Below are 14,150 nucleotides of genomic sequence, written 5' to 3'. Positions count from 1 at the left end.
TGGTCTTCCCTGTTAGTGGCATACCAAAATGACGAATCCCCTCGGTTTTTTCTGTGACGAGCCTCCCGGAAACGCTTATTGGCATTCCAGTATGATTAAAACGGCCAATTTGGCATACCAATAGCGGAGGCGTTATGGATTACGAACAGACCATGATGGAATTGCTGATCAATGCAGGGGAAGCCCGTTCGTCGGCGATGATGGCGATTCAGTGTGCGCGCAAACGCGACTGGACCGGGGCTGAAGCGGCGCTGGCAGCTTCAGATACCGCGGCAAAAGCGGCACATAAAATTCAGACCGCGTTGATTGGTGCAGACGAGGGAAGCGGAAAATTGCCGGTCACGCTGATTCTGGTGCATGCGCAGGATCATCTGATGAATGCAATGCTGTGCCGCGAGCTGGCAGAGGAGCTGGTCATGCTGCGCAAAGAGATCTATGGCTGACAGGCGGCGCGCTGGCCGCCCGAGTGAGGTGATTAGCTGATTTCCAGTGCCAGTAGCGACTCAATAGTCTGCGCGCGGCGGATCTCGCGCGGCTGGCCCTGCTCAAACAGCACTTCCGGGATCAGCGGACGGCTGTTGTAGTTAGAGGACATGGATGCACCGTAAGCACCGGTGTCGTGGAAGACCAGGTAATCGCCAACCTTTGCCGCCGGAATCGCGCGTGGTTCGACCATGCCGCCCTCCAGCTGGGTAAAAACATCACCCGATTCGCACAGCGGGCCAGCGACCACGGTGTCGATAGTCTGCTGCTCATCAATGGCCCGCTCATCGCCCGCCATCAGCGAGATATGGTGATAGCTGCCATACATTGAGGGACGCATGAGGTCACTGAAACCGGCATCGACCAGCACGAAGTGACGGCTGCCCATCGATTTAACCGCCCGTACCTGAGAGACCAGCACACCGGCCTCGGCCACCAGGAAACGGCCCGGTTCGATCTCCAGCTTTATCGCGTGACCCAGATGCTGGGCGATACGCTGCCGCGCTGCATCCCACAGGCCGAAATAGTGATCGGTATCGATCGCCTCTTCGCCATAGCGATAAGGCACAGAGAGGCCGCCGCCCGCAGAGATCGCGGTCAGATCCTGACCCGACGCCATCACCAGTTCAACCATCGCATCACAGACCTGCTGCAGATGCGCATAATCGACGCCTGAGCCGATATGCATATGAATGCCCACCAGTTGCAAGCCGTGCTGCTTAATCGCCGCCAGCGCCTCGGCTAAATCGGCGTGCCAGATACCGTGCTTGCTGTTTTCGCCACCGGTATTGGTTTTCTGACTGTGGCCGTGACCAAAACCAGGATTGACCCGCAGCCACACCGCATGTCCCGGTGAGACCGCGCCGAGCTGATGCAGCATATCGATCGATCCGGCATTAACCGGCACCTTTAACGCGGTCACCCGCTCCAGCGTCGGCTGATCGAACAGATCCGCGGTAAAGACGATCTCATCACCGCCAGGCTGGTAACCCGCGGCCAGCGCACGTTCGATCTCACCCAGCGATACCGAGTCCACTTTCACGCCTGCTGCGCGCATCAGGCGCAGGATATGCGTATTCGAGCAGGCCTTCTGCGCAAAGCGCACCACATCAAATGCCTGCAGCTGGGCAATACGCGCCTGAATAATCTGCGCATCATAAGCCCAGAATGGCCCGGTGTAGCGGCGTGCCAGCGGCAGCAGGTTAGCGGCGCTGAGTGCGGTTTCGGTACTCTGTAAGGAACGTGGCATGGCAATTCTCCTGTGGCAATAGCTGCATTAAGCCAGAATCGTGTCATAGCGAAAAATATCTGTTTTAATAGCATCTATGCAGAATGGATATAGGAAGGGTGCGTGGCGAACATTAACTGGCGGCATATCGAGATTTTTCATGCGGTGATGACTAGCGGCAATCTGACTCAGGCCGCGACACTGCTGCACACCTCACAGCCGACGGTGAGCCGGGAGCTGGCACGCCTGGAGCAGCAGCTGGGATTAGAGTTGTTCGGACGGGTTCGTGGTCGCCTGCAACCGACGGTGCAGGGATTGCGTCTGTTTGAAGAGGTGCAGCGATCCTGGTACGGACTGGATCGCATCATGGAAGCGGCTGAAGGGCTGCGCCAGTTCCGTCAGGGTGAGCTGTCGATCGCCTGCCTGCCCGTTTTTTCGCAGTCGCTGCTGCCACCACTGTGTCAGCCCTTTTTACAGCGCTACCCGGATGTGAGCCTGAATGTGATTCCGCAGGAGTCGCCGCTGCTGGAGGAGTGGCTGTCAGCACAGCGCTACGATATCGGCTTAACTGAAACTCAGCACGCTCCGGCCGGTACTGACCGTCTCGCCCTGCTCACCTGCGATGAAGTGTGCGTATTGCCTCAGCATCACCCTCTGAGTCAGCGTTCAGAGCTGACGCCGCACGATTTTGCGGGCGAACAGTATGTGAGCCTGTCGCGCAGTGACAGCTATCGTCAGCTGCTGGATGCGCTGTTTCATGAGCAGGGCGTCGAGCGGCGGCTGGTGATGGAGACGCACAGTGCCGCTTCGGTGTGCGCCATGGTCAGAGCGGGCGTGGGCATTTCAATTGTGAATCCGCTGACGGCGCTGGATTACGCCGACAGCGGTGTGGTGATGCGTAAGTTCAGCGTGGCGGTTCCGTTTACCGTCAGCCTGGTGAGGCCGCAGCACCGCCCTGCATCGGCGCTGGTCGATGCCTTTGTCAGCCATCTGCAACGGCAGGTGGCTGACTTTCCGGCACGCATCGCCGCCCGCCTGGCTTAAGCGCGAACCCTGGCGGCTGCGCGGCCCGATTTGCGGAAGGTGATCAGACAGATCAGCAGGCCGATTGCCGCCAGCGCAGCGGCAGCAACCGGCACCGCCGTCAGACCATATCCACGGCCAATCACCGCACCGCCGACCCAGGCACCCAGCGCATTGCCCACGTTAAACGCCGAAATGTTCAGGGTTGAGACCAGGTTAGGCGCCTCTTTGCCGTGCCGTACCACGTTGATCTGCAGACCCGGCACCGTCGCAAAGGTCGCCATCGCCCACAGGAACAGGGTGATCTCCGCCAGCCACAGCGCATGGCTGGTCCAGCTGAACAGCAGCGAGAAGATGGCGATCAGTGAGAAGCTGAGGATCAGGCTAAAGGAGACTTTCCAGTCGGCCAGTTTGCCGCCAAGAATATTACCGACCGTCAGGCCTGCGCCAATCAGGAACAGCGTCCAGCTGACGCCGCGATCGCTGATGCCCGTCACCTCTAGCAGCAGCGGCGCAATGTAGCTGAACAGCGCAAACATCGCCGCGGCAAAGAACACCGTCATCAGCAGCGACAGCCACAGTTTCCCGTTGGCCAGTGCACCAATTTCACTCGCCAGGTGAACCGGCTTTTCCTGTTTATTGTTGGGCAGACTCACGATCAGGGCGATAAACGCCAGCACGCCAATCACTGCCACGCCCCAGAAGGTGGCTCGCCAGCCAAACATCTGTCCGAAACTGGTTCCCAGCGGAACGCCCAGCACGTTGGCTAAGGTCAGTCCGGTGAACATCAGTGCGACAGCGGAAGCCTGGCGACCGGCTGGTACCAGACTGGCGGCGACCACCGCGCCAATACCGAAGAAGGCACCGTGACAAAGCGCGGTGACGATGCGTGCCAGCATCAGCAGGTTATAGTTGTAAGCCAGCGCACACAGCAGGTTGCCGACAATAAATATCACCATCAGCAGAATCAGCGTTTTTTTACGCGGCAGCCTGGCGGTGAGCAGCGCCATAATCGGCGCACCAATCGCCACGCCCAGCGCGTAGCCGCTGATCAGCCAGCCCGCCGACGGAATTGACACCTGAAGGTCACGCGCCACCTCCGGCAGCAATCCCATAATGACAAACTCAGTGGTTCCGATGGCGAACGCACTCAACGCCAGCGCCATTAATGCTACAGGCATAACACTCTCCCAATATCATTTGCAGGTGAACTGCACAGACGCGCAGCCCCTCGACGCTTATTAAAATTTGATCTGCGTCACGGTGAGCATTACAGCACAGTGCTGATGCGCGACATAGCCTGCGCGCAGCAAAGGATTATTGCCGGGGCCGCAATAATCCTGCCGCTTTGCCGGAACAAATGGCTTTGTCAGCCTGCTGGCTAAGCCCGTTAAAGCGCACATGACCCAGGGTCAGGTTGTCATTTCCCGCGAACCCGTTACGCTTTTTAGTGCGTATTTAATTAATAAATCCTTAACGTTGCCGATATATCCCTAATCAATTGCCAGGTGATGTGATCAACTTCTGACGCAGGGAGAGAGAATGCAACGACTCATAGCCTTAATGGTGTTTGGCTTAACCGGTTGCTCGGTAGGTCATTATGAGTACAGTAAAGAAGCTGAAAAACGGGTGGATATGACTGTGACCGGCATTCCCACCGTGCTGGGTTTAGGCACGCTCGGTACCACCATCCCACTGACGCCGGAGTACAGCCTGACCGCCGCACATGTGGCAAAGTTTTCGCTTTACCGGGTCAAAGCCTGGCATCCGCAATGCGATCTGGCCGTGGTCTACCATAAAAACAGCGAAATGAACCTGCCACCCAACTTTCGTAACAGCCACATCGGCGATCAGGTCAATCTCTACGGCTACAGTTTTATTTCGGCCATGCCGGTCAGTTCCAGCGGGCAGAACCTGATCAATACCACGCTGGCGAACAGCTGGAACAAATCAGACTGCGTCGTGGTGGCGGCGAATGCGGGTGTGGTCAAAGGGATGTCGGGCGGCGCAGTCTATAACGCCTCTGACGATACGCTGGCGGGCGTGATTATTGGCTACAGCAATAACATCAACGACAATGTCAGCGGTAAGACACTCTATAAGAACGTTGCGCTCTATGTGCCTTACTCGCGATTTCAGACATGGCTGGATCAGGCGATTAAATCCTGATATCTGCTGAACGAACAGATGTAAAAAAGGCCGGAATTTCCGGCCTTAAGCTTGGTGACAAAGTCGGGCCTGGTTCGCTGTAAGACCGAGCCTGCACAGGTAACACGGTCAGATCGGAAAGACGCAAAAACTGTCATCCATGACCGCTCGGCCCACGCGATTACGCACCTCATCCCTGAGGTGCGCCCGTAGCCCGGGCCAACGCTTTGCGTTGTTCAAAAACGCTCCCGGCGTTTTTGTCCATTCGCGGGACGCTTTCCTCTTCTGACCGTGTTCCCTGTGCCGTGAGTTTATCAGTTGCTGCCAAATTCACTCTGATTCGGCTTTGTCATCACGCTGTCAGGCCTGAAGATCAGGCCTGACAGCGACTCATAACGATTACTTGCTGCCTGGACGCAGTGCCGGGAACAGAATCACATCGCGGATAGTGTGGCTGTTGGTAAACAGCATCACCATACGGTCAATACCGATACCCAGACCGGCGGTTGGCGGCAGACCGTGCTCCAGTGCGGTGACATAGTCTTCGTCGTAGAACATCGCTTCGTCGTCGCCAGCATCTTTGGCATTCACCTGCTGCAGGAAACGCTCAGCCTGATCTTCCGCATCGTTCAGCTCGGAGAAGCCGTTACCGATTTCACGACCGCCAATGAAGAACTCAAAGCGATCGGTGATTTCCGGGTTCTCGTCGTTACGACGGGCCAGCGGAGAGACTTCAGCCGGATATTCAGTGATGAAGGTCGGCTGAATCAGATGCGCTTCTGCGGTCTCTTCGAAGATTTCGGTTACGACACGGCCCATACCCCAGCTTTTCTCAACCTTGATGTGCAGTGATTGAGCAATCGCCACCGCTTTATCAAAGTCTTCCAGATCGGCCAGATCCGTTTCCGGACGGTATTTCTTGATCGCTTCACGCATGGTCAGTTTTTCAAACGGCTTACCGAAATCAAACTCCTGCTCGCCGTAAGGCACCACGGTGCTGCCCAGCACATCCTGCGCCAGCGTACGGAACAGGCTTTCGGTCAGCTCGATCAGATCTTTGTAATCCGCATAAGCCATATAGAGTTCCATCATGGTGAACTCTGGGTTATGACGTGGCGAAATACCTTCGTTGCGGAAGTTACGGTTGATCTCGAACACGCGATCGAATCCGCCCACCACCAGACGCTTCAGATAAAGCTCTGGAGCGATACGCAGATACATGTCGATATCCAGCGCATTGTGATGGGTGATGAACGGACGCGCAGACGCGCCGCCAGGGATCACCTGCATCATCGGGGTTTCCACTTCCATAAAGTCGCGGCCCACCATGAACTGGCGAATACCGGCCATGATCTGCGAACGAATTCTGAAGGTGTTGCGCGACTCCTCGTTGGCGATGAGATCAAGGTAACGCTGACGGTAGCGCGTTTCCTGATCGGCCAGGCCGTGGAACTTGTCCGGCAGCGGACGCAGTGCTTTGGTCAGCAGGCGCAGTTCAGAACAGTGAATCGACAGTTCGCCGGTTTTGGTTTTGAACAGTTTGCCGCGCGCGCCCAGGATATCGCCGAGATCCCACTTTTTGAACTGCTCGTTGTAGATGCCTTCAGCCAGATCGTCACGCGAGACGTAAAGCTGAATCCGGCCACCCACATCCTGCAGGGTCACGAAAGAGGCTTTACCCATGATACGACGGGTCATCATACGTCCGGCAACACTGACTTCGATGCCGAGATCTTCAAGCTCTTCGTTGCTCTTCTCGCCATAGCTCTCATGCAGCTGGTTTGAGAGACTGTCACGACGAAAATCGTTAGGAAACGCCACGCCATTTGCACGCAGCACGCTCAGCTTTTCGCGACGCGCTTTCAGTTCGTTATTTAACTCAACGGCGGCATCAGCGCTCTGCGGTTGTTGTTCAGACATGTCGGTTCCTTATAACCCTGCTTTTAAACTAGCTTCAATGAATCGATCCAGGTCGCCGTCCAGCACCGCCTGGGTGTTACGCGTCTCTACGCCGGTGCGCAGATCTTTGATGCGTGCATCATCGAGAACGTAAGAACGGATCTGACTTCCCCAGCCGATGTCGGACTTGTTGTCCTCCAGCGCCTGTTTCTCAGCGTTTTTCTTCTGCATCTCAAGCTCGTACAGCTTCGCTTTCATCTGCTTCATCGCCTGATCTTTGTTCTTGTGCTGAGAACGGTCATTCTGACACTGGGTGACGGTACCGGTTGGAATATGGGTAATACGTACCGCAGATTCCGTCCGGTTAACGTGCTGGCCGCCCGCCCCTGACGCGCGATAGACGTCAATGCGCAGATCGGCCGGGTTGATGTCGATATCAATATCGTCATCCACTTCCGGATAGATAAAGGCGGAGCTGAATGAGGTGTGACGACGGCCGCCGGAGTCAAACGGGCTCTTACGCACCAGGCGATGCACGCCCGTTTCTGTACGTAACCAGCCAAAGGCGTAGTCGCCTGACACGCGAATGGTCACAGATTTAATGCCTGCAACTTCACCTTCAGACTCTTCGATAATTTCGGTTTTGAAGCCTTTGGCTTCAGCCCAACGCAGATACATACGCATCAGCATGCTGGCCCAGTCCTGCGCTTCGGTGCCGCCGGAACCCGCCTGCAGATCGATGTAGCAGTCGGCGCTGTCATACTCGCCAGAGAACATGCGGCGGAATTCCAGCTCGCCCAGCTTGCCCTCAAGGACATCCAGCTCGGCAACCGCTTCGTCGAAAGTCTCTTCGTCTTCCGCTTCTACCGCCAGTTCAAGCAGACCCTGCACATCTTCCAGGCCCTGCGACATCTGATCCAGCGTCTGCACGATCGCTTCCAGCGAGGAGCGCTCTTTGCCCAGCGCCTGAGCACGCTCAGGTTCGTTCCAGACATCGGGCTGTTCCAGCTCGGCGTTTACTTCTTCGAGGCGTTCTTTCTTGGCATCGTAGTCAAAGATACCCCCGAAGAACGTCGCTGCGCTCACTGAGGTCCTGAATACGGTTTTTGACCGGGTTGATTTCAAACATGGCTTTAGCGTCTTTCTTATGTTCGATGGGACAGGAAATTTAACGCACAAGTTTACCCGAAACTGGCGGCAGATTGTAGCGCTGAGACAGCGGGCTGATGCCGGGGCGGCGTGACGCGTTGCATTTGCTTATCGGGCTGCGACGACAACCGCTCGCACAGCAGGTTAACGCAGGGAAAAAACAGGCTGACGCGCCTCTGCCGTGACCGGAGACGCGCGCGCCTTATAAAAATCAAAGCGGCCAGATATGGTCAATGATCAGCTGTACCGAGCGGTTACCGCGATACTCATTGATATCCAGCTTATAGGCCAGCTCGACCTGACGAATGCTGCTGTCGGGCCACAGGGTGGTATCGACATTAAAGGCGATCCCGTCGATCAGCGGACCGCCGTCCAGCGGTTCGACCATCACTTTCAGATGTCGCTCGCCCACCAGCCGCTGTTGCAGCAGCTTAAATTTTCCGTCAAAAGCGGGTTCCGGGAACGCCTGGCCCCAGGGGCCCGCTTCGCGCAGCATCTCAGCGGTCTGCAGCGAAAACTCCTGCGGCTGCAACGCACCATCTGACCAGATGATGCCCTGCAGAGATTCGCCATCCAGCCACTCACCGACCAGATCGGCAAAGCGCTGACGAAACTCCTCGTAGCGTGCGGTTTCCAGTGATAAGCCTGCCGCCATGGCATGACCGCCAAACTTCAGCATCAGGCCGGGATTCAGCGTATCCAGACGCTCCAGCGCGTCACGCAGATGCAAACCAGCAATTGAGCGGCCTGAGCCTTTCAGCGTGCCGTCGCCCGCCGGCGCAAAGGCAATCACCGGACGATGGAAACGCTCTTTCAGACGGGAGGCGAGGATCCCCACCACCCCCTGATGCCATTCGGGATGATAAAAAGCCAGCCCCAGCGGCAGATCGCTCTGCTCACGCTCCAGCGCCTGGCACAGCGCCAGCGCTTCGCTCTGCATGCCCTGCTCTATCTCTTTGCGCGTCTGGTTCAGCGCGTCCAGCTCACTGGCTAACATCCGTGCCTGACTGAGATCCTCAGTCATTAACAGCGCCACGCCCACCGACATATCGTCGAGCCGGCCTGCGGCATTGAGCCGTGGCCCCAGCGCAAAGCCGAGATCGCTGGCCGCCATCTGACGCGCATCGCGATTAGCAATCTCCAGCAGCGCCCGGATGCCTGGCCGGCATTTTCCGGCCCGGATGCGGCTGAGTCCCTGCCACACCAGAATGCGGTTGTTGACGTCGAGCGGCACCACGTCGGCAACCGTGCCGAGCGCCACCAGATCCAGCATCTCTGCAAGATTGGGTTCGGTGCGGGTGGCACCAAACCAGCCCTGGGTGCGCAGATGGGCGCGCAGCGCCAGCATCAGATAGAACGCAACGCCCACGCCCGCCAGTGCACGTGAGGGAAAGTTGCAGTCCGGCAGATTGGGATTAACGATCGCCTCAGCGGCCGGTAAGGTCTCGCCCGGCAGGTGGTGGTCGGTAATCAGCACCGGAATCCCGTGCTGATGGGCACATTCAACGCCGGCGTGGGAGGAGATGCCGTTGTCGACGGTCAGGATCATCGCCGCGCCGCGCGCCCGCGCCTGCTCAACCACTTCAGGGCTGAGGCCATAACCATCTTCAAAGCGGTTAGGCACCAGATACTGCACGTTGCCGCCGCCCATGCTGCGCAGCGCCATGACCGTCAGCGCGGTACTGGTCGCGCCATCGGCATCAAAGTCGCCCACCACCATAATGCGACGCCCATCCAGCAGCGCCTGATGCAGCAGTTCCACTGCGCTCTCAATCCCGCTTAAGGACTGGTACGGCAGCAGGTTTTTCGCCCCGCGCTCCAGCTCTGCCGCGTCGCGCACGCCGCGTTGCAGATAGAGTCGTTTCAGCAGCGGCGGCAGCGTCGCCGGAAGCGCATCATCAACCGTCACCTCACGGCGACGGAGTTCCACATCCTGTTTTACCACCGATTAACCACCACGCTTCTGATTGTCCAGCACCTGCTTCAGCTCCTGCGGCGACTGATAACCTGGGATCATCATGCCGCTGTCAGTCAGCATCGCGGGCGTGCCCTGAATGCCGAACAGCACGCCAAGTTTATAGTGCTGGGCAATATCGATTTTGCAGCTGTCTGGTGCGGCCATCTTCGGCGCATTGCCTTTCATTGCCTCATCAAACGCTTTATTGCGGTCAGCGCTGCACCAGATCGCTTTCATCGCCGGTTCAATCTGACCGTTCAGCCCTTCACGCGGAAACGCCAGGTAGCGCACGGTGATGCCCAGCGCATTGTAGTCCGCCATCTGCTCGTGCAGCTTGTGACAGTAGCCACAGGTGATGTCGGTGAAGACCGTGATCACGTGCTGCTCTTTAGGCGCTTTGTAGACGATCATCTCCGGCACCAGCGCCTCGACTTTTTTGTCCAGCAGCTGGTTAGTGACGTTGACCGGCTGTTTGCCGCTGACGTCATAGAGTGGACCCTGGATCATATGTTTGCCGTCGTCGGTCACGTAGAGCACGCCGCTTTCTGACAGCACGGTTTTAAAACCCGGCAGCGGTGACGGGCTAATTTCTGTCTGGTTCAGACCGAGCTTTTTAAGTGATTGCTGAATGGCGCTGTCATCGGCCTGTGCGAGACCGGAAAAGGCGCTGGCTAAAAGAGCCAGCATGGCAAAATGCTTGTTCATTTTTGTCCTTATCGCCGCGGTCAGGCCCGCGGATGGTGTTGTTGATGCAACTGACGCAGGCGCTCAGTGGCGACGTGCGTATAAATTTGGGTGGTGGAGAGATCGCTGTGTCCCAGCAGCATCTGTACGACACGCAGATCGGCACCGTGGTTCAGCAGATGGGTCGCAAAGGCATGGCGCATCACATGCGGTGATAACTTTTCGCTGTCGATCCCCGCCAGCGTGGCGTAATGCTTGATGCGATGCCAGAAGGTCTGGCGCGTCATCTGCTGCGCCCGATTACTGGGAAACATCACGTCCAGCGTCTGACCGTTGAGCAGCCACGGACGACCATGTTCCATATATTGCTCCAGCCAGTAAACCGCTTCTTCACCTAAAGGCACCAGCCGCTCTTTATCCCCTTTACCGATAACCCGGACAACGCCCTGGCGCAGGCTGATGTCGCTGAGCGTCAGGCCAATCAGTTCGGAGACGCGCAGGCCCGTGGCGTAGAGCAGCTCCAGCATCGCTTTATCGCGCAACTCCAGCGGGATATCGATATTCGGTGCCTGCAACAGCCGCTCGACCTGTGCCTCACTGAGATCTTTCGGTAAACGCTGCGGCAGTTTTGGGGCTGACAGCAGCGCGCTGGGATCGTCCGGGCGCAGCTTTTCGCGGTAAAGATACTGGAACAGGCGACGCATGGCGCTGAGCAGCCGCGCTGAGCTGGTCGCCTTGTAGCCTCCCTCCAGCCGTTCAGCCAGAAACTGCTGCAGATCCAGCGGCGCCACGCTAAGCAGCGTCAGCTGATGATGTGCCAGCCATCCGGTCAGCGTCTGGAGGTCCTGGCGATAAGAGGAGAGAGTGTTCTGCGCCAGATTGCGTTCAATCCAGAGCGCATCAAGAAACTGTTCTGTCAGATCGCTGTCCTGCACGTTATCTCCGCCGTCTGGTGTAAAATCATGCTCATTATGCCTGATTCAGCAGCGCTTCTGGTACAATTGCGCCAAAGTCAGTATTTACAGAGTGTTATCTGCATGAAAATCGGTCTTTTTTACGGTTCCAGTACCTGTTACACCGAAATCGTAGCGGAGAAAATTCGCGATTTTATTGGCGAAGAGTTAGTGACGCTGCATAACGTGAAAGATGACGACCCGCGCCTGATGGAGCAGTACGACTTGCTGATCATGGGCATCCCGACCTGGGATTTCGGTGAGTTGCAGGAGGACTGGGAGGCGATCTGGCCGCAGTTGCCCGCGCTGAATCTGCAAAACAAGATTGTCGCACTGTATGGCATGGGCGATCAGATTGGCTATGGCGAGTGGTTTTTAGATGCGCTCGGCATGCTGCACGATTTGCTGCAGCCGATGGGAGTACGTTTTGTTGGCTACTGGCCGCTTGAAGGCTATGAGTTCACCAGCCCGAAACCGCTGAGTGCAGATGGCTCGCAGTTTGTGGGTCTGGCGCTTGATGATGTGAATCAGTTCGAGGTCACCGATGAGCGCGTTGAGCAGTGGTGCGAACAGGTGTTAACCGAAACCGCAGGACTGCTCTGACGGCCCTTCTGCCGGTGTCGAACCCTGGCATGAACAGGTGAGCGGCTTTAATCGCTCTTGCCTGTCATTATTGAACCACAGTGCAGGCAGATGAACGGCTTCAGACGCTCTTGCCTGCACTGCTGCCATTAATGCCGCGCCGGGCTGAAGCAGCAGGCGCGTAACGCCCGCCATTCGCCAGGCTGCATATTGTCCTGCATCAGCCACCAGCGCAGCGTGGCACCCTGTTCGCTCTTCGCCACCAGCAGCACGCCAACGGGTAACCAGCGAAGTGGCTGAGTTGGCCGCCAGCGTTTTCCCTGCCAGATCCAGCAATGGACGCTTTCCCGCTGTAACGTACCGTGCCGTTGAATCAATCGCCAAACGCTGCGCCAGCCCTCAGCCAGCAACAGCAGAATAATCGGCGCTTTAACCAGCCAGCCGCCTGCAGGCAGCGTCATCAGCACCACGCCAGTCACGGCTGCTATCAGCCAGGCGCAGACTAACCCGCACGCCAGACGAGAGGGGCGTAGCTTACATTGCCACCGGGCCGCGAGCATGGTTACGCTGCTGGATCAGGTTCACCATCCGCTTAAGCTCCGGATCCTTTGGCTCACCGTGATTCATCAGCCAGTTAAACAGATCGGGATCGTCACTCTTTAGCAAATCCACAAAGACCTGCTTATCGGTGTCGCTCAGCGTCTCATACTCAAATTTGAAGAACGGCATAATAGCCACATCCAGTTCCAGCATGCCGCGACGGCAGGCCCACTGAATGCGTGATTTATCATTAATATCCATGCATCAATTTCCACAATTTACAACGTGGCGCCTAGTGTAACCTGGTTTAATGCCGCTCGCAGGCGCAGCGTCGCATGCTGTGCAACCTGCCACATTTCAGGCTGGATCTTTTCAGGGTTATCGCGCCTTTTGTGCGCCGTTTTCCGTAAACAGGTTGCATTGCCAGTCGGCTCTTTTAACATTGAAGATATTATTCCGGATGAACCTTCTTATACAGGATATCTCCATGCCCACATTTACTTTACCGCCGCGCCAGCCTGCCGCGTCGTCTCGTCTGCCGTTAACCCTGATGTCACTGGATAGCTGGGCGCTGGTTTCTATTACTGGTGCCGACAGCACCTCTTACCTGCAGGGTCAGTTAACGCTGGATGTCGCCGCGCTGGATGCCGACCACCATTCGCTCGCCGCACACTGCGATGCTAAAGGCAAAATGTGGAGCAATATGCGCCTGTTCCATCGCGGTGAAGGCTATGCTTATCTGATCCGTCGTGAGCTGCGCGACACCCAGCTGCCCGAGTTAAAGAAATACGCCGTGTTTTCGAAAGTAACGATGGTGGCTGATGATGAGTCAGTATTGCTGGGCGTGGCCGGTTTCCAGGCGCGCGCCGCGCTGGAAAATCTGTTTGATAGCCTGCCCGACAGCGAAAAACCGGTGGTGCAGCAGGGAGAAACCACGCTGCTGTGGTTTGCCCATCCGGCCGAACGTTTTCTGATTGTCACTTCGCTGGCCCAGGCAGAAGCGCTGAAGCAGAAGCTCAATGACGATGCACAGTTTAATGACAGTCAGCAGTGGCTGGCGCTGGATATTGAAGCGGGCATTCCGGTGATCGATCCTGCCACCAGCGTGCAGTTTATTCCGCAGGCCACCAACCTGCAGGCGCTGGATGCTATCAGCTTTAAAAAAGGGTGTTATGCCGGTCAGGAGATGGTGGCCCGGGCGAAATATCGTGGCGCCAATAAACGCGCGCTCTACTGGCTGGCGGGTCAGGCAAGTCATCTGCCCGAAGCCAATGCCCCGCTGGAGTTGCAGATGGGTGAACGCTGGCGTCGAACCGGCAGCGTGCTGGCTGCGGTGCAATTAGATGACGGGATTAGCTGGATTCAGGTCGTGATGAATAACGATCTGGAGCCGGACAGCGTGCTGCGGGTGGAAGGCGATGAAGGCGGACATCTGACCATTCAGCCACTGCCCTACTCGCTGGATGAAAGCTGATTGAGCGTATGGCCCTTCCGCTAAGGGAAG

General features: G+C 57.1%; 14 protein-coding genes. 5 read left to right on the top strand and 9 right to left on the bottom strand.

Translation table 11 applies throughout. The features are described from left to right. Positions 1-134: 134 nt before the first annotated feature. Positions 135-443, top strand: coding sequence for a PTS lactose/cellobiose transporter subunit IIA (locus OK412_RS21390; RefSeq protein WP_264353527.1), 309 nt, complete (start codon positions 135-137; stop codon positions 441-443). A gap of 32 nt (positions 444-475) precedes the next feature. On the opposite strand, the gene lysA is transcribed toward OK412_RS21390, so the two are convergent. Then, positions 476-1,732 carry a diaminopimelate decarboxylase gene (lysA, locus tag OK412_RS21385; protein WP_033758716.1) on the bottom strand — a complete coding sequence of 419 codons (1,257 nt, stop codon included), beginning with the start codon at positions 1,730-1,732 and terminating at the stop codon, positions 476-478. Between the two features lie 102 nt (positions 1,733-1,834). Here lysA and OK412_RS21380 point away from each other — a divergent pair, with 102 nt between their 5' ends. Further along, positions 1,835-2,755: a LysR family transcriptional regulator gene (locus OK412_RS21380; RefSeq protein WP_010248675.1), complete on the top strand. Its 921-nt coding sequence runs from the start codon at positions 1,835-1,837 to the stop codon at positions 2,753-2,755. Here OK412_RS21380 and OK412_RS21375 read toward each other — a convergent pair. Then, complete coding sequence (locus OK412_RS21375) at positions 2,752-3,915, bottom strand: MFS transporter (RefSeq protein WP_010248677.1); 1,164 nt, start codon at positions 3,913-3,915, stop codon at positions 2,752-2,754. The two genes, OK412_RS21380 and OK412_RS21375, sit on opposite strands and share 4 nt — an antisense overlap. A gap of 361 nt (positions 3,916-4,276) precedes the next feature. On the opposite strand from OK412_RS21375, the gene OK412_RS21370 reads away from it, so the two are divergent. After that, positions 4,277-4,903, top strand: coding sequence for a serine protease (locus OK412_RS21370; RefSeq protein WP_029519406.1), 627 nt, complete (start codon positions 4,277-4,279; stop codon positions 4,901-4,903). Positions 4,904-5,281: 378 nt separating this feature from the next. Here OK412_RS21370 and lysS read toward each other — a convergent pair whose 3' ends face one another. From lysS to xerD, 5 genes are all read right to left on the bottom strand, one after another. After that, on the bottom strand, positions 5,282-6,802 hold the full coding sequence (gene lysS / locus OK412_RS21365) for a lysine--tRNA ligase (protein ID WP_264353526.1): 1,521 nt from the start codon (positions 6,800-6,802) through the stop codon (positions 5,282-5,284). A 9-nt stretch (positions 6,803-6,811) separates the two neighbouring features. Then, positions 6,812-7,910 (bottom strand): peptide chain release factor 2 gene (prfB, locus tag OK412_RS21360; RefSeq protein ID WP_099257461.1). Its coding sequence is split into 2 segments (ribosomal slippage): positions 6,812-7,834 and positions 7,836-7,910, totalling 1,098 coding nucleotides; the frame shifts between segments, so codons are not numbered across the junction. 231 nt (positions 7,911-8,141) lie between these two features. Continuing rightward, positions 8,142-9,875 carry a single-stranded-DNA-specific exonuclease RecJ gene (gene recJ / locus OK412_RS21355; RefSeq protein WP_010671048.1) on the bottom strand — a complete coding sequence of 578 codons (1,734 nt, stop codon included), beginning with the start codon at positions 9,873-9,875 and terminating at the stop codon, positions 8,142-8,144. Between the two features lie 3 nt (positions 9,876-9,878). Then, complete coding sequence (gene dsbC / locus OK412_RS21350; protein WP_010671049.1) at positions 9,879-10,592, bottom strand: bifunctional protein-disulfide isomerase/oxidoreductase DsbC; 714 nt, start codon at positions 10,590-10,592, stop codon at positions 9,879-9,881. A 20-nt stretch (positions 10,593-10,612) separates the two neighbouring features. Next, the gene (xerD, locus tag OK412_RS21345; RefSeq protein ID WP_010248689.1) at positions 10,613-11,506 is read right to left on the bottom strand and encodes a site-specific tyrosine recombinase XerD; all 894 of its coding nucleotides are present in this window, start codon (positions 11,504-11,506) and stop codon (positions 10,613-10,615) included. A gap of 102 nt (positions 11,507-11,608) precedes the next feature. Here xerD and fldB point away from each other — a divergent pair, with 102 nt between their 5' ends. Next, positions 11,609-12,127, top strand: coding sequence for a flavodoxin FldB (fldB, locus tag OK412_RS21340; RefSeq protein ID WP_010248777.1), 519 nt, complete (start codon positions 11,609-11,611; stop codon positions 12,125-12,127). Positions 12,128-12,255: 128 nt separating this feature from the next. Here the strand turns inward: fldB and OK412_RS21335 are convergent, their stop codons facing one another. Both OK412_RS21335 and sdhE read right to left on the bottom strand, forming a co-directional pair. Then, entirely contained in the window at positions 12,256-12,666 is a 411-nt protein-coding gene (locus OK412_RS21335) for a protein YgfX (RefSeq protein ID WP_010671050.1), read from the bottom strand. Next, a complete protein-coding gene (gene sdhE, locus OK412_RS21330; protein ID WP_010248781.1) occupies positions 12,641-12,907 on the bottom strand; it encodes an FAD assembly factor SdhE in 267 nt (88 codons plus the stop codon). Before sdhE ends, OK412_RS21335 begins: the two co-directional genes overlap by 26 nt. Before the next feature lie 226 nt (positions 12,908-13,133). On the opposite strand from sdhE, the gene ygfZ reads away from it, so the two are divergent. Beyond that, positions 13,134-14,120, top strand: coding sequence for a tRNA-modifying protein YgfZ (gene ygfZ, locus OK412_RS21325; protein ID WP_010671051.1), 987 nt, complete (start codon positions 13,134-13,136; stop codon positions 14,118-14,120). Positions 14,121-14,150 lie beyond the last annotated feature (30 nt).

Origin of the sequence: Pantoea sp. JV6 (assembly GCF_025910055.1) — a bacterium.
GTDB classification, from domain to species: domain Bacteria; phylum Pseudomonadota; class Gammaproteobacteria; order Enterobacterales; family Enterobacteriaceae; genus Pantoea; species Pantoea agglomerans.
Note: the sequence above shows the minus strand (reverse complement) of the source record. Positions and strands in the feature narration are given on the sequence as shown.

Coding starts and splice junctions, on each gene's coding strand:
- OK412_RS21390 (WP_264353527.1), top strand. CDS start 135: ATGGATTACGAACAGACCATGATGGAATTGCTGATCAATGCAGGGGAA.
- lysA (WP_033758716.1), bottom strand. CDS start 1,732: ATGCCACGTTCCTTACAGAGTACCGAAACCGCACTCAGCGCCGCTAAC.
- OK412_RS21375 (WP_010248677.1), bottom strand. CDS start 3,915: ATGCCTGTAGCATTAATGGCGCTGGCGTTGAGTGCGTTCGCCATCGGA.
- OK412_RS21370 (WP_029519406.1), top strand. CDS start 4,277: ATGCAACGACTCATAGCCTTAATGGTGTTTGGCTTAACCGGTTGCTCG.
- lysS (WP_264353526.1), bottom strand. CDS start 6,802: ATGTCTGAACAACAACCGCAGAGCGCTGATGCCGCCGTTGAGTTAAAT.
- dsbC (WP_010671049.1), bottom strand. CDS start 10,592: ATGAACAAGCATTTTGCCATGCTGGCTCTTTTAGCCAGCGCCTTTTCC.
- fldB (WP_010248777.1), top strand. CDS start 11,609: ATGAAAATCGGTCTTTTTTACGGTTCCAGTACCTGTTACACCGAAATC.
- OK412_RS21335 (WP_010671050.1), bottom strand. CDS start 12,666: ATGCTCGCGGCCCGGTGGCAATGTAAGCTACGCCCCTCTCGTCTGGCG.
- sdhE (WP_010248781.1), bottom strand. CDS start 12,907: ATGGATATTAATGATAAATCACGCATTCAGTGGGCCTGCCGTCGCGGC.
- ygfZ (WP_010671051.1), top strand. CDS start 13,134: ATGCCCACATTTACTTTACCGCCGCGCCAGCCTGCCGCGTCGTCTCGT.